This window comes from Citrobacter sp. XT1-2-2 (assembly GCF_023516235.1).
Taxonomy (GTDB): Bacteria; Pseudomonadota; Gammaproteobacteria; order Enterobacterales; family Enterobacteriaceae; genus Citrobacter; species Citrobacter werkmanii.
In genome coordinates this window covers 3,062,939-3,085,234 of record NZ_CP097324.1, presented here as the reverse complement: position 1 = coordinate 3,085,234, position 22,296 = coordinate 3,062,939, and the positions used below count along the sequence as shown (strand labels likewise).

Genomic DNA, 22,296 nt, shown 5'->3' with positions numbered 1-22,296 from the left:
GGATGGATGAAAAGAAGTGAAATCAGGAAAGCACTGGAAGCATGGTTTGATGTCGAGCGTTATGAGGCGATAGAGAAGTTAAGCCTGCAACAGTTTTATGTGGAGATTGAGCGGCGTATCTTGGCCTACAGGATGTTGTTGAGCCGGAATACCATACCAACCTTCAACAGACTACTACTGGATGATTACCGCAATAAAATTTTGCGAGGCGAAATCTTTTTCAGTGGTGATACCGCGACCCTTGGACATGAGCTTGCCAGAACCTACGCGGTAAACCCTACGACACGAAGCCATGCGCAATTTTATGCGAAAACGCTGGCATTAACCGAAGCCACTCCTGAGATTTCCGCGTTAAGCGAATCCGAATTTCTGTCCGAGTATCTAAAACAAACATCGCTGAAAAACCTTGCCCGTATCACTGTCGATATTCATTTGGAAGAGGCATCAACCGAAGAGATCATTGAACATCTGAAAGTGCTAATCCCCCAATGGAAGAGACAGCTAAAGATGAAAGCTCCTGCGGAACGGGAATATCGTTTCGGTAAAAGCACGTTCAGAAAAATCATTGAATATCGTCTTATTCCGATGATGGACCTGATTTTCTGGGGTGAGGACAATGGCGTCAAAATCCCGCTTTCACTGATTTCTTCGCTGCTTCACGAAGACAGCGACAACGATCGTGATGAAGGAATGCTAAAGGCAACGGATTACCCGCTGGCAATGGCTTTTCTGACTGATGCAAGCTATCTAAAATCGCTTGAAGATTACATCATGCAAAACAATCACTTAAAAGACTCACCTGTTGATAAGCATGTTGAGGACGATAAGAAGAAGAAAAAAGCAGCCAAGTAAAAAAGGTTACGTTCGCCGTGAGCGAACGTGATCGCATTCAGCCTTAACGATTTTTTTTCCGTTCACCTCCCTTCGATTTTTTCATAAAACTCTTTTATGAACGTCCCTAAAACGTCATAAGCGAATTCGCTATTATTGTTCTCGTCGCAATAACAGAGGACAGACAATGAAAAATAATATTAAACGATTTATTCGGGTGCCTGAAGTGCTTAATCGGGTAGGATTCAGTCGCACTACCTTATATGAGCGTATTAAGGAAGGGAACTTTCCAGACAGGGTAAAAATAGGTCCAAGGTGCGTAGCTTTTGTCGAGAGTGAGATAGATGAATGGATTGAAGCTACTATTCGGAACTCACGCCAGAACGCAGCATAAAACATAAATACTGTTTCCGGGCGAAAGAATGTTTTTTCGCTCAGTGACTCTTATTATCATTAAATAATGAAAGGGCAATGTATGAAAATAGAACTTAATACAACAGAGCAGTTTATCAAAGAAGCCGAGTATTCGTATAACCACTATATGAATAAACGACTACGAAACCAGTCTGTGCATTTCTACCACCTGCTGAAAAATAAAAAGGATATGAACGAAGTGATTGAAAATACTATCGAGAAAATAAAGGTCCATTTTTATGGGGCTGAAGGTGAACAAAAAGCGGAACGGATCACCGGGAGTGTTAACTATGTGAAAGTAAAGCAACACCTTCGTCAGCTTTGGATCGTCTATAAGTGTGTATACAGCTAATACTTATGCAAATATTTTACTATTCCAATACTAAACTAAAGAGGAAATAAAAATGGATACATTTAAAAATAAATCTACTGAAATCTTTTATGTTGTGTCCTTGCATATTTACGCGGATCTTTTTAACTCAAAGGATAAAACAACCAGTAATATGATTATAACACATGTAATGGATCATGAGTTTGTCTGTAAACTAATCGATCTGGCGATGAGGAATGCTGAGAAGCATCTTCTGAAAAAGGCATGGAAAAAGAACGCTGATGAAAAACTGTCTGAGGTGGATTTTAAAGAGGTTAAGCAGGCATTAGCAAAAATGCATTACACTGTTCTAGCGGAATCAATATGCTGATATGTACTGACGTATATCGGCCCCTTCATGGGGCTGATAATCGGACGATTAAGGTGCTGTTCTGTGGAGAGACTTGTTTTGCTGCTGTTCGAAGGTTGAACCAATGCCTGAGAACTGGTCAGGGCACTCTATTTGTAACTATAAATTTGATTGAGATCATTTTTTAATGGAAAATTAGCGTATGACACATTGATAATCTCTTTTATGGAAGCATATGTAATTGATGACCTTAACAAGGATATTACATGAGCACTGCAACTGACTTTAAGACACTCCTCGACAATATAAAAATAGATAATGCAGGCCAGATTAGTAAAAGGTATGGCCGTATAACTAAGGCTTTGAACCAATACTTTTATAACTTAGATTCTAAGACAGCCAATTCACTACAGGTTGGTTCCTATGGGCGCTTCACAGGGATTCGGGGGATCTCTGATCTTGATATGCTTTACTTTCTACCTGCAACTTCATGGCCAAGATTCCGAGATCGACAATCGTATTTATTACAGGTTGTGAAAACAGAAATCAAGAAAATTTTCAAAAATACGGATATTCGCGGTGATGGGCAAGTTGTTGTTGTTAAATTTAAGAATCAAGAGGTTGAAGTAGTTCCTGTATTCAGTAATGAAGATGGAACTTTTACATACCCGGATACACATGATGGTGGATCGTGGAAGGTATGTAACCCTAGGGCCGAAATGTCGTCTTTTAGGGCACTGAATGATGATAGGAAGGGACATCTGAGACGTCTATCTAAAATGATTCGAGCGTGGAAAGCTCGTCATGAAGTTGAGATAAGTGGATTCTTAATTGATACACTGTGTTATAATTTTTTCTCTAATCTAACTGAATATGATGATAAGAGTTTCAAAAGTTATGATCAACTTTCGCTTGATTTTTTCACTTTCTTAGAGAATGAAGGTGATCGAGTATTTTATTATGCTCCCGGTAGTCGCTCAAAAGTGAGCGTAAAAAAATCATTTAATAAAGTAGCAAAATTAACAAAAGAATATTGTGAAGAAGCTTTATCTGCTACAAGTGAAAACTCAAGAAACTTAGCTTGGAAAAAAGTTTTTGGCAGGCCTTTTCCAAATTATACGACAAAATCACTCAGTAATGTCAATGTATCTGAACAGTTTATTGAAGATCAATATGAGATGAATTTATATGGTCATGTTTCGATAGAATGTGAGATTAGAAAGAATAATTTATTGGAAGCTCTTCTTTCAAATCTTCTTGGCGAAGGGCATGATATTAGCACAAATCGCAAGTTAAGATTCTATGTTGATGAGATAAATAATATATCTCACCCATATAAGATTAAATGGAAAATAAAAAATGTAGGTGATGAAGCTGAGCGCCGAGGAAATTTTAGAGGTGAAATTTTAGACGATGAAGGAGGTTCTGAGCGTTTCGAGACCGCAGATTTCTCAGGACCTCATTTTGTTGAATGTTATGTTATTTATGGCAACCAAGTTGTAGCAAGAGATAGAATCGACGTACCTATACATAATTAGTCCCACTTTATGTTAGGTTAGTGTTAAACTAACATTAACCTAACATATCATAATGGTGAGTCAGATGGACAAAAATATATTAGAAGGGCAATTAAGAGAGTGCTATGGAAGGGTCGTTTACACACATAAAACTCATGAGAAATGTGCAGATATTCTTCAAAACAAACTAAGATGCATGAAAAATTTACAGCTAGTTCTTTTAGCAATAACTACCGGTAGTTTTATAACCACTGTAGTGGGTGATGCTAAAATAGGTGCTATCATTGGGTCAATACTTTCCGCTATACTTCTCTTTCTAAATTCATATTTGAAGGATTATGATTTAGGAACGATAGCTCAAAAGCACAGACAAGCTGCTGGAGATATGTGGTTAATTAGGGAGAGATATTTATCTCTGCTTACTGACTTGAAAATGCAAACTAAAAGTATAGAGGAAATTCTCCACGAAAGAGATGCTCTGATGAATGAACTTTCTGCAATTTATATGGGAGCACCATCCACGAATTACAAGGCATATTCAATGGCTCAAAAGGCGCTGAAGGAACTTGAGGATATGACTTTCTCTGATGAGGAAATTGATAAATTCCTTCCCACTGAATTGAAACGTAAATGAATTTATGAATCCATAGATGAACTAATCTGTATTAGCTCAAACCAGATCTGACAGTTATCGGTTATTTATATATCTGTCAGATTACATTTAGTTTAAGTTCTTTTCAGTCCAGACGCTTTTCCATCAAGTAATATTTTTAAAACCGCCAAATTATATTGACGGCTTTATTTGTGATCAGAGCGCGAAGTCATCCAGAGTTTTACCAGCTTCGATTGCAGCAGCGATTGCTTTAGGAGTGCGGCCCTGACCCGTCCAAGTCTGCTCATTACCGTTTTCATCTGTATATTTGTATTTAGCAGGGCGTGGAGCACGAGTAGATTTGGCTTTAGGCTGAGATGAACCAACTGCTGCTAGGAGTTCTGCTGGATCGATGCCATCTTCTAACAGTTTCTGGCGGAAGGCTTCAAGTTTAGCCTGACGTTCTTCTTGTTCTTTACGGACGGCACTTTCTTCCTCACGACGATCTTCAACGATTGCTGTTAACTTTTCCAGCATCTCTTCAAGCGTTGCCAGATCAGTTTCACGGGCCTGTGCGCGAAGTGTACGAATATTGTTCAGTGCCTTGAGAGCTTCACTCATAGTATGTCATCCAGTGTTTTAAAATGGGCGATTAATAAAAATAATGCTTACGGTGCTGTTGGAAAAATCAAAAAAACAGTCAGTAAATAATATAGTAAACATTATCGTTTAAGCAATCTAAAGCATCCCATTTCACACGAATAGCATAGAGTCGTTTTAAAGAGACATTTTCCTGCGCTTTTGGCTTGATGGTTCGAACTCTAACGAGAGGTGAGAGAGTTGCTCAAGACTTTGTTCTATGGAACGCTGGAACTCAACAGCGGCTTCTGTACGCTGTTTTATGACCAAGGCTACTATTTCTTCATCACTTTTTTCTGAAATGGCCTTACGGTATAATACACGTTCGTTAAATAAATCAAGATTACCTGATGATTTTGCTGATGTGTTAGCTTTTGAACTGCTGATGGGATTTAACTCGTCAATAAAGTATTCAATAAGAGATTCTCTCTTTTTTTCCAGCCTGCGAAGTTCAGTATGTGCAGATTTAAACTTTTGGGCTTTAATCAAAGGAACATCATCGGAGCGTAGCCTACGGTATTCATTCCTGTATTCTTCTATCGAAATATGATTTTTTAGTTCTTTGACTGTATTTACGTATTCGATTAAATCACTGTTGTCTGTTTTTACTTTTCTCATAGGAATACCTCGTTAATAAATAGTGGATATATTTATATTACGAGATATGGTGTTAGTGTCAAATTAGCTCTTTAGCTCTGTTTCTCTCTTGGCAAGAAAATATCTTTAATGCAATCGTGGTTTATTTCGGCGGTTTTTAAACCTGTTTTCTCGTAGGTAATTAATTTTTATTATTCGCTGTTTCCTTTTTGTCCTTCAAGTAATAAGTTTTCATGAAAGTTAAACGATCACCATTAAACATATAGTCTGGATTAATAAAATAATAGTTTTGTATCATGGTCTCAGCAATAAATTTCTTGTCAGCAAGTTCTTTCATACCCTTGAAATAAGTAGTTCTTGATATTTTTACGATATCTTGATCAACAATATCGAATGACATTAATATCGTATCTGTATCTTTATTATCCCTGATAGCAAGATAAAGTATCTTGAACACTTTTTTACCGGAGGAAGACAAACCTTCAATAGCTGATACACCATCAACATAAAGTTTCACAAACTGTGTCTTGTCTACTTCCATTGACTGAAAGAAACCACCATGTCCAACCTGTTCTCCTGTATTTTCATTTACTAATGCTAATCGATCTTTTCCTGTAGTAATACGCCTGACGCCTGTTTTTGTATGTAAGTTTGTATCATTAAGAAACGGATTTTTTGTATGGCGTGGAAGACCTCTTCTCGATTTCTTTACTTCAGTTTGTATATTATTTTCTATCATGGTATTTACTCCTTTATTTTTTTAGTTATACATTTAAGTAAATACTATATTTTGTGTGCAAGTCAATACTTGAAGTTTATTTTTTTTAAAATAACTAACACTTGATGTTTTTACTTGTAAAACTTGTAGTGCTACAGAATATATATAAATAACACTTTATTGTTTTTATTTGAGAATGGTTATCAACTTAAGTACCGGGATTCGGGACTTTAACTCCCGGATGTCGGTACTTGGTTTTGAGCTATAGCTGGCCTGAGAGCATTTTTCTTCTTCATTATTCAATTAGCGAAGCTGAGAACAACTATGCAGTGGTACTTTGGGGTACAGTTCTACTTTTTATTTCATTGGTTTCTTCTCTTCAATTTATATCTCAGCAAAGTGATTGTTTCAAACAATCACTAAGCGCTGCTGATATCTTATTAAAGTTGAAATTGTTTCCCATTTACCTCATAGCGGCTGTCGCCGCAATTCTTCATGGATAAATCCATCATCAACAGGGATGAACCCTGTTCCAGCAATGTGATTGTTTTGAACAATCACGAAGCGCTGCTGCTGAAAACATAGTTTTCATATATCTTTAAAAGAAAATGCTATATGTCGGTAGTAAGATCATATGTGCAGGCACAGGATCTGTTTTCGATTTTAGTATAATACTTTGAACATTAAATCTCATTTCATATCAGTGTCTGGGCGTAGCCGTGCGGTAGCACATGAGCGTTAGCTCATAAGATAAATATATTTTCAAAAAGAATAATAACAAAGACGTAATCCATGCTGCGCATGGTGTGTTAAATTTGATTTTCCACAGTGATAAATGGTATTTAATTACATAACAAACAAAATAAGGAAAGCATGTAATGAAAAACATAAAAATAATAAGTATCTTTAGATCAAATGAAAACATCCCCTTTATGACGGGTATCGTAAACGATATAGAAGAAAGTAAAAATGGAATAAAGCTTATTCTGGAAAACGGCGAAAGCATCAATATTAAAGATTACGGTTATTTCTTCCTGTCAGAGGGCGAAGGCGATTTGGACAGGGAGCGAATGGTAAGTAGTTACAGAAGGTTGATTTCTGAACTCAGTCAGATCAGTGAAGAAACCGTAACATCATTAATGCTCTGACCTGAACATCCCACTGCTGCTGTTATGATATTAACTTCATGAAAGATATTACTTTTTAAGTAAAACCAGAAATCGGTAAGTGATAAAACTCGTGCGGTATCACCGAGCAGCAGGGGTATAAGCTATGCCATGTCGGCTTAGGTCAAGTCTGTGACATTTTCCTCTGCTTCAGATCGCTGTAGACAGGTTTTGTTCCACCTATAAAAGTATCAGAACAAATCATGTGTGCTGCTTCATTCCTTATCCCTTGATCATTTAGCTAAAGCAGGACAACTGTGGCTATCGAACATTTCCCATCACTCCCAATTAATTGATACAAAAGATCGATAAATCACTATTGATAGTTTTAATCGATTGAAATCTGATTATCGATCGATGTTTTAATTGTTTATATCGATCGATAATCATTATTTGATAGCTTTAAGCTATCGTTTGTTTTGTATCGATCGATTTAAACGATATGACGAACAACAAAAATAATTCAATCCTATCAATTGATTAGAAGATGATTCCTGATCTGCGGGCAAGAATACTTAGATCGGGCGAGACAAATCAGACTAAATCTTTGAGGAATAAATGAAAGGACATAACTTCTTACCACTGGTGGTCTCGTTGGCATTTCTTACTGGATGCCAACAGCTTAACGATGGTGTGAATAGCGTTAACGGGGCAATTAACTCTTCACTTTCATCATTGAACAGTGCAGTGGGTAAAACACTTAGCGCTTCAGATTCAACTCAAAGTTCTGGCCCTGCCTCCTCAGTTGCGGGTCTTGGTGCTGTCTGCAAAGACTATGAAGAAAACGCAATGGCAGCAGAAAAGAAATGGACAGGCAAAAGGATCGCTATCACCAATGCCACTGTTCTCGAGGTTACGAAGGGCAGAAGTACCAGCGATATGATGACGGGAATGCCCATGTCAACCCCTAACTATTACCTGCTATTCAAATCAGCCGATACAAGCTATTGTGGTGGTATGGTCTGGATTGATTACTATTCTGGCCTTGATGATACGGTTCTGACTTACAAAAAAGGTCAGAAAGTCAGTGTCACTGGAACAGTCAACAACTTCGAAGTTCGTGGCTTCGCTACCATCAACAATGCCGATATGCCAGTTCGTCTGGTTGTTCTGAGAAATGGCACTATCAATCATTAATTCAGGGTTAATAAAATGCATAAAATATCGTTAGTGGCCGTCGGGGGTATTTTGCTTGTCGGTTGTGGAGATAAGGGAGATTTTGAGAAAACGATAAATAACAAAATTAGTAAGGAGCCTGTTTGTTATTCTTTTAATACAAAAGAAAATAACAGTGATGCTTATGAAAGCTTCAGCGAACCCGGAGTTTTCGTGAGAGTTAATGTTCGAGGATATGATGTGAGTCCTATCTTGGAAGGACTTAAAAAATCGGGCCTAATCGATATTGAATTCGAACAACAAGGGTTTACCCGTGTTGCAGCCTTATCAGCAACAGATAAAGGTACTAAAGCGAAATTTTGGGATAAGGAGCATGGGGCTTGCGTAGGTACTAGAACAGTGGATGAAATAAAAGAGTGGACAGAACCCAGCGACGCTGGTGGTCAAAAAGTAACACGGGTATCATATACATGGAAATTGTCAGATATCCCAAACTGGGTTGATAAGGACGCGTTTGCCAGAGCTGGGGTCAAAGGCATTGACAAATCTGAGAAAGCTACTGCGATATTAGTTAAAACTAATAATGGTTGGAAAGCTAGCGGTTTCTAATGTCAAAACGAGACATTATTTATATCAAGAAAATACTTGAAGGTATTTGCTGTATCATTTAAAGGAATAATTATGCGTAAGTCATTAGTAATGGTTCTAGGATTTTCTATTGTTCTGACTGGTTGTGAGAAAGCTGTTGAAAATAAAAGTATTTCTGAGCTTACAAGTGAAGAAGCAGATGGTATTTGCAAAAGACCAGATGTTATTACACAGATAGAAAATAGCTTCAGAGAGGGGAGTGTTGAATTCTTAAATCGTAATCCATTAAACTATTCCCCGTTTATTGATAGATATAACTCTGTAGAACAACTTTCTGACAATAGAAGAGCGTCAAGGATTGATGTTAGCTATAAATATAGTGCGGATGATTTTTCAAAAGGATTCGGAACTACCGATAAAGTTAAAGTAAGTAACGCAAGGCTAACTGGCACAGGTAAAGACGATTTATCATGTAGTGCTAAAATAGAGTTCACATCTAATAAAATCTATGGGATTTCATTTTCAGATAATTTCACTTACAATATAAAAAAAGAAAACGATAAATTTGTTACTGACATTAAACTTTCTCTTGAAGGACTAACACGTAGTAAAAGTGAACCTACGGTATCTCAAAAGGAGTGGCGTGATAAGTATGAAGAGAAACTTAATGCAGATGATGATGTGTTGAGGAATATTCCTGATTCTGAATATAAAGTCATCTCACAGAATGATATATATTACATTTACTTTGCGCAAGCACTACGTAAGTTCAGCGATGATGAATTAATGGGGTTCTTTAGCTCTAAGTGGAACAATACGACTGATGTCTTTGCCAAAGAAGATATTAAAAAGGAAGAACTTCCTAAAATAAAAGAAAAAATTGAGCAATATAAAAATCTGAAAAACATATTGTCTTACTCAACTTTTAATTTGAGTCAGCAACTGGCAGACAAAAATGCTCTCAAAACAGAAAGTGGTGAAAAATCTATAGAAACTTCTACTAGTTGGTTTTCTACACGTGATAGCTATGACATGACGAAGAAGGGTTATAGCTATGAAGCGCCCTCATGTAATATGAACGGCGGTTTAACAATCGAACGACGTGGAATCCGCTTCACTACAGATGATTCTTTACGTGGGTGTGTAGTTGGCGTACCGGATGACAAAGCTCGCGAAGTATCTGCTAAGCTTGCTGCCATAGGTAGACAAGGAGGTAATGCTGGCTTCTTTGTTAAATCTTATCTTCATATCTCTAAGGTCGATGGTAGTGACAATACCATTCATACGACTGTGATTAAGGATGAAGTTAACGTTTACGATCCTGAAACCAATGAGCTTATTCTTGATACTGTAGTTAGATAGCTGCTATATACATATACATTTCATGGTGCATGCTTACTGGTTCTGGAATAAACATGCACCTGAAGTGGAGTGTAAATAGGCTGGAGCTTCAACACACTCATAAATAGAAGGAATATATGATTCAGTTAATAATAGTGGTTTTCTTGGGGCTTCTGTTAAACATACCATCACTTACACCGGTGCTTTTTCTCAAAAAGACACAAAAGAGCGTGAAGGTATCGATGGCGGTCAGACTGTTTCTACTTAACGCTTTCTTGGTGCTGTCATTGGTGACGGTTTCGCAGAATATTACGCAAAAATACGGGCTGTTTCCTATATGGCTGGTATGTGTTGCTATCGCTCTTTTTATGGTTAATCTGGTATCAACAGTTAAATTCGTGCGTAAGAATTTAACTGTTGGTAAAAGTCGGACTATTATCCTTTCATCATTCCTGATTGTCTATGCCACCAGATTTCATGCCGTGTTTTCAGATGTGTATGGAAGTGGATATACGCTTAACGGATACAACACCGCATGGACATTTTTCTTCTTGTTTGCCTGTCTCTTGGCTTATATCGGTTGCTCTGGGAGTAAAACATATTCTGGTTATTCTGCACCGTCATCTGCATCGCAACCTGATTATTCTAAACCGACCAAAGAGTATGAAACACAATCTCAAGTTGACTACGATATTGCTGTAAAGGGGCGGAGTGTTCTATCTGATCCCAATCTAAGCATTGTTGAGCAACAGCGTTATCGGGATGCTCTTGAGAAAAAAGAAAGAGAAGATTGGTAAAATATATTTACATATACTTAATAAAGCCGATGGAAATCGGCTTTGAAATTCCTTATTGGAATTCATTGACATTATCTTATCTAAATTTTGCCTTTTATTTTCTATATCCCGGTGGCCTCATAGGTGGGGCTTTATCTTTGCTGGCATGTGGTATGAGATCCATGCGATGATCGTTTTCCGGCTGTTCGTTCTTAGGGCGGCTTGGGAAACGGCTGATTTCATCCGGTGTTGGTTTATAGTCATCTTGGTTAAACTTGGCTTTTTCCTCATATTCAGTGCGAGAGATATGACGGCCTAATACCTCGTCAAAGACGTAGTTTTCAGCAATACGTTTATCATGTCCTTCACTGATAAGATCAATTTGGGATTTGTTTGCTTTAGCCCATACAAACTTCTGCTTGAAAAAATCTATGACAAGAGTTGTGAAGCGTTTAAAAATATTATCCTGACGTGGAATAGCCTGTGTCCTCTTAACACGTTCAGGGGCGCTTCTGGATGCCCTGTTTGGGTTTTGAGAAGAGGATGTTTTCAGGATAGTATTTGTTCCAGAATCAGAAATACTGACTGATGGTTTCTTACCAGCAACGACCTTACTGATTTTTGTTTTATCACGGTAAGATTTAACGCCACGCATACGAGTATGAGGAGTTGGTGCTACCAATACAGGTCTTTGATTCTCATCAGTAGAAGAGCGGGGGTGTGTTTTAGGTAATACAATCTCTTCTGGTTCAGCAAGATGTGTAATCGTAAAGCTTCTGACATCAACGACGATTTCAAGATCAAGTTCGCTGAATGTTTTGTAGACTTCAACTGCTTCCTGCTTGGCAGCATCACGAACAGCTTGTTCTGTGGCTCTTTGTTCCTGAGCTGCCTTACTACGCCATTTGGCACTGTGGATGCGTTTCATTGGAGGACGGTTTGTTTCAGCGGCTTTTGCAAGCCATAGAGCTTCTTCTTCATTATCCAGAGCAACTGCTGCTTTCTCTAATGCTTCTTCGTGCTGGGCTTGGAGAGAGCGATGGTCAATACGTTCTGATGAACCAGCGGCAGCGAGGTAGCTGTTAGCCATAGCTGACCATGATTCACGCCATAAAACAGACATTTTTCTGTCGTTCCAGCTCCTTTCCTTTTTACCAAAACCTTCCGGGCCTATAGTTTTTAATGTCAACATAACGTGAGCATGTGGGTTGTCGCTATCAAGATCATGAAAAGCGATGTCGGCAATCATGCCTTTATCAACGAAATTTTTCTGGCAATACTCAAGGACAAGTTTTTTCTTATCGTCATTGTTTAACTCGGCAGGAATAGCAACATCGAAAAAACGGGCTGTTTGACCATTTTGTTGACGCTCAACCCTTTCAACTTCATTCCACAATGCTGTAGAGTCTTTTACAATATATTGAGGAGCATTAACAGGTGATAATATGAAATGCCCGTATAAATCTGTACGGCGGCTATAATCATAGGTATCACCTGTTCTTTCATCGGTGATTCTGCAACGAGCATGATAGGCAGCTTTCGCAACGGAAGATTTGCCCTCACTTCGTTTCACAATTTTAAAATCAAGATGAAAAATAGCCATACAATAAAAAGAACCTCAATATAAATTTAAATATCAAACCAAAATATAAATCTTCAATGCGACTATGCAGGTTTTAGTTTTTCGCAAGAAAAACTCTGGTGTTGACGTTGACCTTGTTTCCGAAGGAAACGGTGTTAGCCTGCGGCAGGCAACCGTCGGTAGACCCCACACGCTCACGAAGTGAGTGTATAGGTGGGCATTGCTTTATTTTTATATCTCCTAAAGGAGCTAAAAATAACGACTATGTAAAAAGTTTTTCTATAGTTAAATAATAACTCTAGTTTTACTGACTGTGAAATTACTGAGGATGAAATCAGACGAACGGCTGAGGTATTACGTAAATATCGTGGCTTTTGGTTTTAGAGAGCGCCCATAAGGGCAAAAGAGTAATTTCCCTCCCGCCGTAAGGCGGGAAAACTGAATTAAGATAAAAAAGGGAAAATAAAAATCAATTTTACATGTTGCACAATTAACAGGTTAAGAACAGAAATCAGAATCAAAAGATAACAGATGAAATTGTTTTCATCGATTTGATAAAATAAGTAACGCGGAGAGTATTAGACATTTTAAGTTAGTGATTGCACTCGGATGTGTTGCACATTTTTATGTTGACCCTGTTGTTAGCTTATTTTTAAAACCAAAACACAATTTTTGGGATGAATCCCATTATTAACAGGACAAGCCTGTTCAGCAGGTGATTGTTTGGAACAATCATCTTGCGCTGCTCAACCTTCTGTCTGTGATTTGACCTTTTCCTTTATTAATTGTATTTCATGTTTTTAACAACTAAAAGGAGAAGTAATTATGAGTGATACTGATAACAGTAGAAAACCACGAACAGAAAAAACAGTAAAGCAAAAAATAGCTTCAGCGCAGATGCGTTTAAATCGTCTTAAGAGTAAAGAAAAATCTTTATCGAAGAGTGTTGAGACTCGATTGAAGATCATCCTTGGGGCCGAAGTAGCTAAAGCGGCTGGAAGTAAAATAGAAGATGTGGATAAGGAGTTTGTGCTTGGACTAATATTATATTTTCAAAGCGTGAGTGCTGAAGATAAGATAAAATTTCAGATACTTGGGAAAAGATTTCTTGCAGATATGATTGGCAGGCAACAATAACAACTGTGCTATTATTAAATAATAAGGATATGAATGTGCGATTTGGTGAACTGGATAATACCGCATTAATCTTAATGAGTGCAAACGTTATAATGTGGAGTATAAATATTGGCTTGTTGAGTTTATGGACTATTAACAGAGTAGGATAGTAGAAAGTTAATCAAAAGGCGTTATGTAATCCCATACCATTAATAAAGACTATTGATTGTTCTAACAATCATTTTTTATCATAAATAACACAACGTCCATTGACCAATCTTTTATTTTTGTTAATTAATTGATGATGGGGTCAAAGAGGATGATAAAAATGAAAGGAATAAATAATAAGGGGTTTTCTTTATTGGAGTTGACATTAGTTTTGGGTATTGGAACAGTGATTGCTTTCGTAAAATTTCAAGACATGAAAACTAATCAAGAAAATATGATGGCTGATACTGTTGGAAATCAGATAAAACAGATAGGAGAGGCGGTAAATCGCTATATCAGTATTCGCTATGATAAACTATCAACACTTTCATCAAGTAGCAGCCAGTCCAGTGATCCGGGGCCAAGGGTATGTTCTGGTAATAGTTGTGAAATTACATATCAGACTTTGGTGAATGAAGGATTGCTGCCTGTGAGTTATACAGGCATCAACATGCAAAAGTCCTCTTACAAGATAGTGTTAAAACGTTCAGGAATAGCTCCTAACTTTGTTATCAATGGTCTTATTACAACAACATCACCTTGGCTGGAAGGCGGGAGGTATCGTTATGACTTGTTAGGAAAGGCAATGCAAGTTGCTGGTATTGATAGTGGAATGACGAAATCAGCAGCTTTAGTATCAGGTCTGCAGGGCGCATGGACAGAGGCATCATCAACTTTCAATAATATTACCGCAGCGGGTCTACTGGCGTATCGTGTTGGGTACGATTCTTCTATGTATTCAGTGTATTTGCGTCGTGATGGCACATTACCTATGACCGGTAATTTAAACATGGGTAATCAGGACATAAATAATGCCAGAAATATAGCGGCAGCGGGAACCATAACTACGGAGGTATTACGAACTGGCGGGGCAGCGGCGATAGGTACAAAATTAGATGTTGGCGGTGTGGCGACATTAAACTCTGATTTGAACGTAGCAGGTAATGGTCAAGTCAATGGCAATTTAAATTCTAATAATAGCGTATCAGGAACAACCATAACATCCAGAGGTGAGACCTATACTAATAACTGGTTCAGAACTATGGGGGATGGGGGGATTTATTTCCAAAAATATGGTGGCGGATGGAATATGACAGATTCCAATACTATAACAGCATATAATGGTAAAAATATTCAGACTTCAGCAGGATTATATGGCGGATACGTTAAATCAACCGGGAATATAGATGCTAATGGAACAGTTAACGCTGGATATGTATGGGCATCAGGGAACCTTAATTCTAACTACGTACACTCTAATGGCAATATTGATGCAGTTGGACAAGTTTATGGTGCTGGTGGAGTTGTATCAGGTGGTAGAACAACAGTTGGAGAATATCTTCAACTAAATGGAGTGTCCTATGCTGGAAATGGATGTTCTCCTAATGGTTTACAAGGTCGAGCAGTTGATGGTTCTATATTATCTTGTACTAATGGAGTGTGGAAAGAAGGGGGCGGAAGTGTAAATAGGATGTTTATTGTTGTTGAGGGGAAGTGTTATGTTCCAAATAAAGATACCGGAGGTTGTTCTTGTCCAAACGACCCTAATCGTCTAAAACAAATAGAAGTGTCAAGATATCGAGGAAATGAATGTAATAATGGTGGAAGTAACTGTAGAGAGCCGGATAGAAGACTATACACATGTAATTAGATGACTGGCGGGATTCCGAACAGTTCATTTTGCCATGATGACGAATCACCTATGACTGGTAATTTAAACATGGATAATCAGGGCGTAAATAATTTCAGAAATATAACAAAACAGATTGCAACAATTTCATGGGTATTACATTTGACTGTTAGGTTAATGGAGTAATCAATTCAAATAACGCTGTTTCAGGTGCAACGATAACATCTCAGCGGGAATCATTAAGTGCTGGTGAATATTTTCATATTGGAGATATTGTTACAAACTTCGAATATTAATAAGGAGGCTACAGCAAGAATTGAATTGAGAAGGAAAAGATTACATGAGGATATGGTAGGTCGACAGGTCTAATGGCTCAAAAGCAATAACATTATGATAATGATAGTTTTTATATGTTCATGGACAATTAAGTACTTAGTTTTGTAGAGGAAATTGTTCAAAAAGTGTTCGTTTTTGGGATCGTGTTCAAGAAATTCACAGTGCTTTATGGTGTAGTTTAGCTTAAGTGTCTTTTAAAAAGAGTATTGTGGAGAAAGGTTTTAGAATTTTGGCTTTCCATGAAACCACAATCTTTATTATGAGGTGAGGTGGATGTTATGGATGAGGTCAATGTTGCTCAGTATCTTAGGATGTCTACGGACCATCAGCAATATTCATTATTTAATCAGTCTCAATTTATAAGAAAATATGCATCGGAACATGGTATGAATATCATTCATACCTACGATGACTCAGGTAAAAGTGGAGTAACTACGAGCGGCAGAGAAGCATTCAAGAAACTTATTGATGATGTTATTCTAAAAAAAATTAGCATCAGAGCCGTCTTAGTTTATGATATCAGTCGTTTTGGTAGATTTCCCCATAATGATGAGTTTGGTTATTATACACATCAACTCAGATTAAATAATGTTGAAATAATATATTGTGCTAATCCAATTTCAGATTCGGATGGTGATTATGCTGATTTTCAGTTGTTTGTCAGCCGAAAAGAGGCATCTTCGTTTAGCAAGAATCTTTCGCAAAAAGTTTTTTTGGGACAAATTAATTTAGCCAGTCGTGGATATCATCAAGGTGGTCCTGCTGGTTATGGTTTACGTAGAATGCTGATAGATGAAAATAGAAAAATTAAAGGTATTCTTAAGTATAAAGAGTGGAAAAGCATCCAGACTGATCGAATAATTTTAGTATTAGGGCCGGAAGATGAGGTCATAACGGTTAGATGGATATACGACCAATTCGTGAATAACTCTAAGCCAGAGAGGGTTATTGCCTCTGAGTTAAATAGAAGAGGGATTACTGCAGAGCATGGCACTAAATGGACCAGAGGAAAGATCCACGAGATTTTAACTAACGAAAAGTATATTGGTCATAATGTCTATAACCGAACATCTTCTCGTTTAAAGCAGCGGCTTATCCACAACCCACAGCATGAATGGATAAGATGTGAAAATGCTTTTGAAGCTATTATTTCTCCTGAGTTATTTTTACAAGCGCAGGCTATTATTAGTAATAGAAGCATTCACCTTAGTAATGAAGATTTACTTGGTAAACTCTCCGAGCTTTTTAAAACAAAAGGGAAACTTTCCGGTATAATTATAGATGAAGATGATGATACACCATCCTCATCTGTTTATAGGAAACGTTTTGGTGGCCTATTACAGGCTTATAAATTAATTGACTATAAACCAAAGCATGATTATGACTATCTGCGTATTAATTCCTTGCTAAGAGAGAAATACCATAGCTTAGTTGAAAAACTCATTTTTGATATTGCAGAACAAGGCTGTTATGTTGAATATGATGAGGAGTCTAAATTATTTACTATTAATGATGAAGTTAAAATGTCTGTAGTTATCTCCCGTTGTTTTATGAATAACACGAGAAAACGCTGGAGAATCCGGTTTGAGCGAAGGTTTAGCTATGATATTTGTATCGTTGTTAGACTTGATAGTCAAAACGTTAACACCAAAGATTACTATATATTCCCTTCAATAGAGTTATTAGATAATCAGTTTGTTTTTGAAGAGTTAAATCCTTACCAGTTAGAGTTTTATCGATATGATGACTTGATACCTTTTTTGCAAATCCTTAAACGTGATGTTTTTTAAAAGGAATCCACTGATGAATGAATACGAAGAAATAAAGTTTATAGATATCTCCGAGATCAGAATCGTTAATCCACGTTCAAGAAGCAAATCTATTCACGATGAACTTGTTGAAAGTATAAAAAAAATAGGGCTAAAAAAACCAATTACGGTTAGGTTATCTGATTCAACCTGTAAGACGTATGTGTACGATTTAATTTGTGGTCAAGGGCGGATTGAGGCTTATCAAATATTAGGTGAAAACCAAATCCCAGCAATAGTAAAGTCAGTAGATCATGAAGATGGTCATATCATGAGTCTTGCAGAAAATATTGCTCGAAGAAAACCACGTTCGACTGAGCTTCTCAATAGCATTATAGAATTAAAGAATAAAGGTTTTTCTGAGTTAGAGGTTGCTAATAAAATTGGACGTTCTAAGAATTGGGTAGCTTCTATTGTATCATTAAAAGAAAATGGTGAAGATAAATTACTTTCTGCTGTTGAGTCTGGCAGGATTCCGATATATATAGCGGTAGAAATATCAAGAGCTAAAGGAGTTGATATACAACACCTTCTTTTAGAAGGCTTTAATTCTGGTGATCTTAACTCAAAGCAGATCGGTGCAATTAAAAGGATCTTAGCTCAGAGAGAAACATCAGGTAAGGGAAGTGATAATAATTCTTTTGTTCAGGGAATAAAAAAGAAGCGGATTACTTCTGATGAGTTAAAAGAACTTTATCAAGAAAATGTCAAAAGGCATAAAATTATTCATACAAGATCTGAGTTTACAATATCTAGCCTAATGGTTGTTAAAGAGATAATGATTAATTTACTGAGAAATCGAGAGTTTTCCAAACTCCTATCTGTTGAGAGCCTAAATTCTGTCCCTGCATTTATTTTGGATAATGTTGACCCTGAGCGAGGCCTTGAAAATGAATAAACCTAACTTCGGTAATAAGTGTTATATTATTAATATTTCTGACCTGTTATATGGGAAAGATTTACCTATCAATGTGAAATTAAGCGTTAAATATCTTCAAATACTTTCAACTGTGAAAACTGTTGGTATCATAGAACCTATAGTAATTTATATTAATAAAATGTCAGAAAAGATCATACTCGATGGTCATTTAAGAGTTGAAGCATCAAAGGATATTGGACTATCCACTGTGCCTTGTTTGATTTCTGAGGATGAAGAATCTTACAGTTATAATAAGTATGTCAATCGATTACCAGTTATTCAGGAGTATCGTATGATCTTACAGGCAGTGGATGCTGGTGTCTCAGAAGAAAAAATTAGTCAATCTCTTAATATATCAGTAGAAACACTCAGGGCAAAGTTCAGATTACTTGATGGGATTAGTCCGGAAACTACTGCATTATTAGCAAATCAACATGTTCCTCAAGCGATATTTGCTATTTTACGTAAAATGAAACCAGAAAGACAGCTGGAAGCGGTATCCACGATGATGAGTATAAACAATTTTAGTCGTAAATTTGTTTTATCATTATTACATTATACTCCTGATCACATGTTAATAAATCCGAAAGATTCGAAGCTCAAGCAACAAGACATAGCAAAAAACTTTGCCAGAATGGAGCGCGAAATGGCTGCTATGGAAATGGAGACTAAACAACTCGAAAATATATATGGTACAAATAATTTAAAGTTGGCAGTGATTATTGGCCATATTAAAAAATTACTTTCTAATTATTCTGTATTAAATTGGTTGGTAGATAATAATTCGGATTATCTAGCTCAACTAAAGAAAATTGCTGCTATTGACTCATTGCCAGTATGCGAAGACGAAGAGTTGCGTTGAATACCATACGGACCACTATGGACAATGCATTTTATGTTGTAGTGTGTTGTTCATAGTTGTGCTATATAATTATTTATTATTTTTAAATCTGAAAGTTTTAGAGAAATAAATTTGACAATTGATATTTAATATTATATTTAATAAGTGTTCCTTGTGAGTATTCACTTTATCAAGTGTCTGATTGCCCCATGTATGGGGATATGTATATTCTCTCCAATGGAGAGTTCCCTTCAAGGGAAAAGGAAAGGGCCGAAAGGCCCTTTAAATTATATTACATGTTATCAAATTTTTTCTTCCAGTCCTCTTCTTTTTTTCTCAGTTTTTTAGCAAGCTTAGGATAATATATTTTACGGTCATGATCTGTAGGCCAACAAACTGCCACTGCGTAGAAAAGTAATGCAGACGAAACTAAAAGGCCAATGAGAAAATGGGGTGTTATTGGATCGCTATGCTTAGATTGCTCCCATAACCAGTCAATAAACATCTTGCTGGAGCCGTCTGATGCAGATAGATACCACTCCATGGAGAAAACAAAGAAGGTCCCGAAAGAAATTAGTTCAACCAGTTTTCTTTCTTTAAAATTCTTCTCTCTTTTCGTTTGTTCTTCAGTGTACAATTTGAATGACAAATCATCACCGTTATCTAAGGCATCATCTCGCAGTTCAGAAATAAAAACGTCAGTTGAAGAACGTTGATAGCTCCTCTCGTCTTTACTTTGTAAAAATTCGCTAAATTTTATTTTTGATAACAACATGTAAAAAAACAATGTCATTACCTCTAATATTAATGACGAGAAAATCCCTAAGGAAATAATCATTCCGGCCAGATCTGCGAGTGAGAGATCGAATTCTTTACCTAATTTTATACCAAACAACCCATTCCCTTTTAGAAGGAAAAATAGGACATCAAAACATAAGGTGAAATAAATAACTTTTGCTACTTTGGCTAAATCCCATAACCCATCTACAAAGCCTAATAAAGAAAGTGTTGAACCGCTACTGCTATTATTGGATGACATAATTATCCCCGTTCAGTCCCTGATAAACTCCTTATAATAATGAGTTATAGAAGGGGTGCAAGCCGTCCTTGGCTTTCAGGGTTTTATTTGTGATGAGCAAACTCAAACGGTCTGACCATACCGTTGCTGTTAGCATCAAGGAAATCGGCCCACCACTGTAGCATCAGGTGTCGCTGGTCAAGGTGCTTGGCTTTATGGGTGTAAGCAGCACGGACGCTGTTGCTTTCTTTATGGCTCATTTGTAGCTCCACAGCGTCTTCTGACGACAAGCCTGACTCAATTAAGGCACTACATGCCAGCGTGCGAAAACCGTGTCCACAGATGTCCTGCTTCGTGTCATAGCCCATATTGCGAAGGGCTTTGTTGATGGTATATTCAGACAGAACAGCTAAACATGGGTAAGACAATAGCCTGACCACTCATCCATCAACGCCACACGCTTAGGCCATAACGTCCCACGTTGATACGCTGCCTCAGCCTTATCTGCCAACTGGTGCGCCAGCGCATGTTCAATAACCTCACGTTGATAGTCCGTTGCTTCACCAGCCCACTCGCGGAAAGTAGAACGGAAGCCATGCTGCGTTAAGCCACTATGTCCCATTCGTTTCAACACAGCCAATAATGACATATCAGAAAGCGTTTCAGCGCGAGGGGCAGGGAATACATGATTGTTATCTTTTAATCGTGGTAAATCTTTTAACAGAGCAACAACAGCATCAGATAGAGGAACCCGATGTTCTTTTGCTGCTTTCATACGACTGGCGGGAATAGTCCATGTTTTACTTTTCAGATCGATCTCTGACCACTCTGCGCCACGAACTTCACCAGAGCGAGAAGCCGTCAGGATAGAAAACTCAAGAGCGCGGGCTGAGATTCCTTTACGTTTGCGCAATTCAGACATAAAAGAACTGATTTCTTCATAAGGTAATGACGCATGGTGTTTCTGATCTTGAACTTTACTTGGTAAAGGGAGTAGGGGTTTCAACATACCTTTCCATGCTGCTGGGTTATCACCTTCAAAATACTCTTTAGCCTTTGCGTAATCGATGATGGCTTCGATACGACCACGAAGACGACTAGCCGTCTCGTTCTTGGTTAACCAGATCGGCTCTAGTATTGCCAGAAGATCAACTTTAGTGATTTCACCAATCACTTTTTGTCCAATGAATGGGTAGGCATAGGTTTCCAGTGTCGATCGCCACTGCGCCACATGCTTTTTATTCTTTAGCTCGCTACTTTTGATTTCTATCACTGCTTCTGCGCATTCACGAAATGTCTTTTGCTTACGTGCCAGAGCTTCTTGAGCCGCTTTTCGAGCGTGTTTTTCTGCAAGGGGATCAATGCCATTACGGATCTGCTTACGGAGTTCACGCGCCTTATCGCGCGCTTCTGACAACGAAATTTCGGGATAGGGGCCTAACCCCATGTTAAGGCGGCGGGGAACTGTTTTACCTGCTTTATTGATGCGGGTTCCCATTACAATACGCAAGCCCCACACTCGTGAGCGTCCGATAATCCGAAGGTATAGGCCATCAGCGCCACCAACGTAATATTCTGCATCGGCCTTAAGTTTAGAAACAGCCAGTGCAGACAGTTCTTTAGCTTTCTTTGGCATAAGTAGTATTTCATCGTGGTGCATTAGGTGGTGCATAAAATGACAGATTTTAGACTGTTTAGCAATACATTACCGAACACTAAATAATGACAACATATTGTTTTATATTTAAAAAAATAGTGTTTGTTTAGAGTTAGACGGACACTAACATGGCGGACTACGCTTCCGCCAAACATGAAAAGGGGTTACCGAAAGGTAACCCCTTTTTTTACGCGTCAATTCTGGGTG

Annotated in this window: 22 protein-coding genes and 1 pseudogene; 16 read left to right on the top strand and 7 right to left on the bottom strand. The window is 37.6% G+C overall.

Going from position 1 to position 22,296, the window contains the following annotated elements; all coding sequences use genetic code 11:
- Positions 1-6: 6 nt before the first annotated feature.
- From M4I31_RS14795 to M4I31_RS14770, 6 genes are all read left to right on the top strand, one after another.
- Positions 7-852 (top strand): DUF6387 family protein, encoded by an 846-nt coding sequence (locus M4I31_RS14795; RefSeq protein WP_085048584.1) that lies wholly within the window; start codon positions 7-9, stop codon positions 850-852.
- A gap of 166 nt (positions 853-1,018) precedes the next feature.
- The gene (locus tag M4I31_RS14790; RefSeq protein ID WP_085048583.1) at positions 1,019-1,225 is read left to right on the top strand and encodes an AlpA family transcriptional regulator; all 207 of its coding nucleotides are present in this window, start codon (positions 1,019-1,021) and stop codon (positions 1,223-1,225) included.
- Between the two features lie 81 nt (positions 1,226-1,306).
- Positions 1,307-1,597: a hypothetical protein gene (locus M4I31_RS14785; protein WP_085048582.1), complete on the top strand. Its 291-nt coding sequence runs from the start codon at positions 1,307-1,309 to the stop codon at positions 1,595-1,597.
- A gap of 52 nt (positions 1,598-1,649) precedes the next feature.
- Positions 1,650-1,946 carry a hypothetical protein gene (locus M4I31_RS14780; RefSeq protein ID WP_085048581.1) on the top strand — a complete coding sequence of 99 codons (297 nt, stop codon included), beginning with the start codon at positions 1,650-1,652 and terminating at the stop codon, positions 1,944-1,946.
- Positions 1,947-2,191: 245 nt separating this feature from the next.
- Positions 2,192-3,463 carry a nucleotidyltransferase gene (locus tag M4I31_RS14775; RefSeq protein ID WP_085048580.1) on the top strand — a complete coding sequence of 424 codons (1,272 nt, stop codon included), beginning with the start codon at positions 2,192-2,194 and terminating at the stop codon, positions 3,461-3,463.
- Positions 3,464-3,527: 64 nt separating this feature from the next.
- On the top strand, positions 3,528-4,076 hold the full coding sequence (locus M4I31_RS14770) for an SLATT domain-containing protein (protein WP_085048579.1): 549 nt from the start codon (positions 3,528-3,530) through the stop codon (positions 4,074-4,076).
- Between the two features lie 174 nt (positions 4,077-4,250).
- Here the strand turns inward: M4I31_RS14770 and M4I31_RS14765 are convergent, their stop codons facing one another.
- From M4I31_RS14765 to M4I31_RS14755, 3 genes are all read right to left on the bottom strand, one after another.
- Complete coding sequence (locus M4I31_RS14765) at positions 4,251-4,655, bottom strand: H-NS family nucleoid-associated regulatory protein (protein ID WP_085048578.1); 405 nt, start codon at positions 4,653-4,655, stop codon at positions 4,251-4,253.
- Between the two features lie 156 nt (positions 4,656-4,811).
- Positions 4,812-5,291 (bottom strand): DUF4756 family protein, encoded by a 480-nt coding sequence (locus tag M4I31_RS14760; protein WP_085048577.1) that lies wholly within the window; start codon positions 5,289-5,291, stop codon positions 4,812-4,814.
- Between the two features lie 160 nt (positions 5,292-5,451).
- Complete coding sequence (locus M4I31_RS14755) at positions 5,452-6,009, bottom strand: replication/maintenance protein RepL (protein ID WP_085048576.1); 558 nt, start codon at positions 6,007-6,009, stop codon at positions 5,452-5,454.
- Positions 6,010-6,866: 857 nt separating this feature from the next.
- Between M4I31_RS14755 and M4I31_RS14750 the strand changes: the two genes are divergently transcribed.
- From M4I31_RS14750 to M4I31_RS14730, 5 genes are all read left to right on the top strand, one after another.
- Positions 6,867-7,136: a hypothetical protein gene (locus tag M4I31_RS14750; protein WP_085048575.1), complete on the top strand. Its 270-nt coding sequence runs from the start codon at positions 6,867-6,869 to the stop codon at positions 7,134-7,136.
- A 576-nt stretch (positions 7,137-7,712) separates the two neighbouring features.
- Positions 7,713-8,291 (top strand): hypothetical protein, encoded by a 579-nt coding sequence (locus tag M4I31_RS14745; protein ID WP_085048574.1) that lies wholly within the window; start codon positions 7,713-7,715, stop codon positions 8,289-8,291.
- Between the two features lie 15 nt (positions 8,292-8,306).
- Positions 8,307-8,879: a DNA-directed RNA polymerase subunit beta gene (locus tag M4I31_RS14740; RefSeq protein ID WP_085048573.1), complete on the top strand. Its 573-nt coding sequence runs from the start codon at positions 8,307-8,309 to the stop codon at positions 8,877-8,879.
- 72 nt (positions 8,880-8,951) lie between these two features.
- The gene (locus tag M4I31_RS14735) at positions 8,952-10,220 is read left to right on the top strand and encodes a hypothetical protein (protein ID WP_250856806.1); all 1,269 of its coding nucleotides are present in this window, start codon (positions 8,952-8,954) and stop codon (positions 10,218-10,220) included.
- A 116-nt stretch (positions 10,221-10,336) separates the two neighbouring features.
- Positions 10,337-10,996, top strand: a complete 660-nt coding sequence (locus M4I31_RS14730) for a hypothetical protein (protein WP_085048571.1) — start codon at positions 10,337-10,339, stop codon at positions 10,994-10,996.
- A gap of 94 nt (positions 10,997-11,090) precedes the next feature.
- Here the strand turns inward: M4I31_RS14730 and mobQ are convergent, their stop codons facing one another.
- Positions 11,091-12,578: a MobQ family relaxase gene (gene mobQ, locus M4I31_RS14725; protein WP_085048570.1), complete on the bottom strand. Its 1,488-nt coding sequence runs from the start codon at positions 12,576-12,578 to the stop codon at positions 11,091-11,093.
- An 804-nt stretch (positions 12,579-13,382) separates the two neighbouring features.
- Between mobQ and M4I31_RS14720 the strand changes: the two genes are divergently transcribed.
- The 5 genes from M4I31_RS14720 to M4I31_RS14700 all read left to right on the top strand — a co-directional run bounded on the left by M4I31_RS14720 (position 13,383) and on the right by M4I31_RS14700 (position 19,435).
- Positions 13,383-13,694, top strand: a complete 312-nt coding sequence (locus M4I31_RS14720; RefSeq protein ID WP_085048569.1) for a conjugal transfer protein TraD — start codon at positions 13,383-13,385, stop codon at positions 13,692-13,694.
- A 307-nt stretch (positions 13,695-14,001) separates the two neighbouring features.
- Complete coding sequence (pilV, locus tag M4I31_RS14715) at positions 14,002-15,531, top strand: shufflon system plasmid conjugative transfer pilus tip adhesin PilV (protein ID WP_085048568.1); 1,530 nt, start codon at positions 14,002-14,004, stop codon at positions 15,529-15,531.
- Between the two features lie 593 nt (positions 15,532-16,124).
- Positions 16,125-17,636: a recombinase family protein gene (locus M4I31_RS14710; RefSeq protein ID WP_085048567.1), complete on the top strand. Its 1,512-nt coding sequence runs from the start codon at positions 16,125-16,127 to the stop codon at positions 17,634-17,636.
- 13 nt (positions 17,637-17,649) lie between these two features.
- On the top strand, positions 17,650-18,552 hold the full coding sequence (locus M4I31_RS14705; RefSeq protein ID WP_176281269.1) for a ParB/RepB/Spo0J family partition protein: 903 nt from the start codon (positions 17,650-17,652) through the stop codon (positions 18,550-18,552).
- Positions 18,545-19,435, top strand: coding sequence for a plasmid partitioning protein RepB C-terminal domain-containing protein (locus M4I31_RS14700; RefSeq protein ID WP_049271411.1), 891 nt, complete (start codon positions 18,545-18,547; stop codon positions 19,433-19,435). The genes M4I31_RS14705 and M4I31_RS14700 overlap by 8 nt, the downstream gene beginning before the upstream one ends.
- A gap of 271 nt (positions 19,436-19,706) precedes the next feature.
- Here M4I31_RS14700 and M4I31_RS14695 read toward each other — a convergent pair whose 3' ends face one another.
- The 3 genes and pseudogenes from M4I31_RS14695 to M4I31_RS14685 all read right to left on the bottom strand — a co-directional run bounded on the left by M4I31_RS14695 (position 19,707) and on the right by M4I31_RS14685 (position 22,068).
- Positions 19,707-20,453, bottom strand: coding sequence for a hypothetical protein (locus M4I31_RS14695; RefSeq protein WP_250856805.1), 747 nt, complete (start codon positions 20,451-20,453; stop codon positions 19,707-19,709).
- Between the two features lie 83 nt (positions 20,454-20,536).
- Positions 20,537-20,833, bottom strand: a pseudogene (locus tag M4I31_RS14690) (tyrosine-type recombinase/integrase); the annotation flags it as partial.
- A gap of 8 nt (positions 20,834-20,841) precedes the next feature.
- Positions 20,842-22,068 (bottom strand): site-specific integrase, encoded by a 1,227-nt coding sequence (locus tag M4I31_RS14685; protein ID WP_085048565.1) that lies wholly within the window; start codon positions 22,066-22,068, stop codon positions 20,842-20,844.
- Between the last annotated feature and the right edge of the window lie 228 nt (positions 22,069-22,296).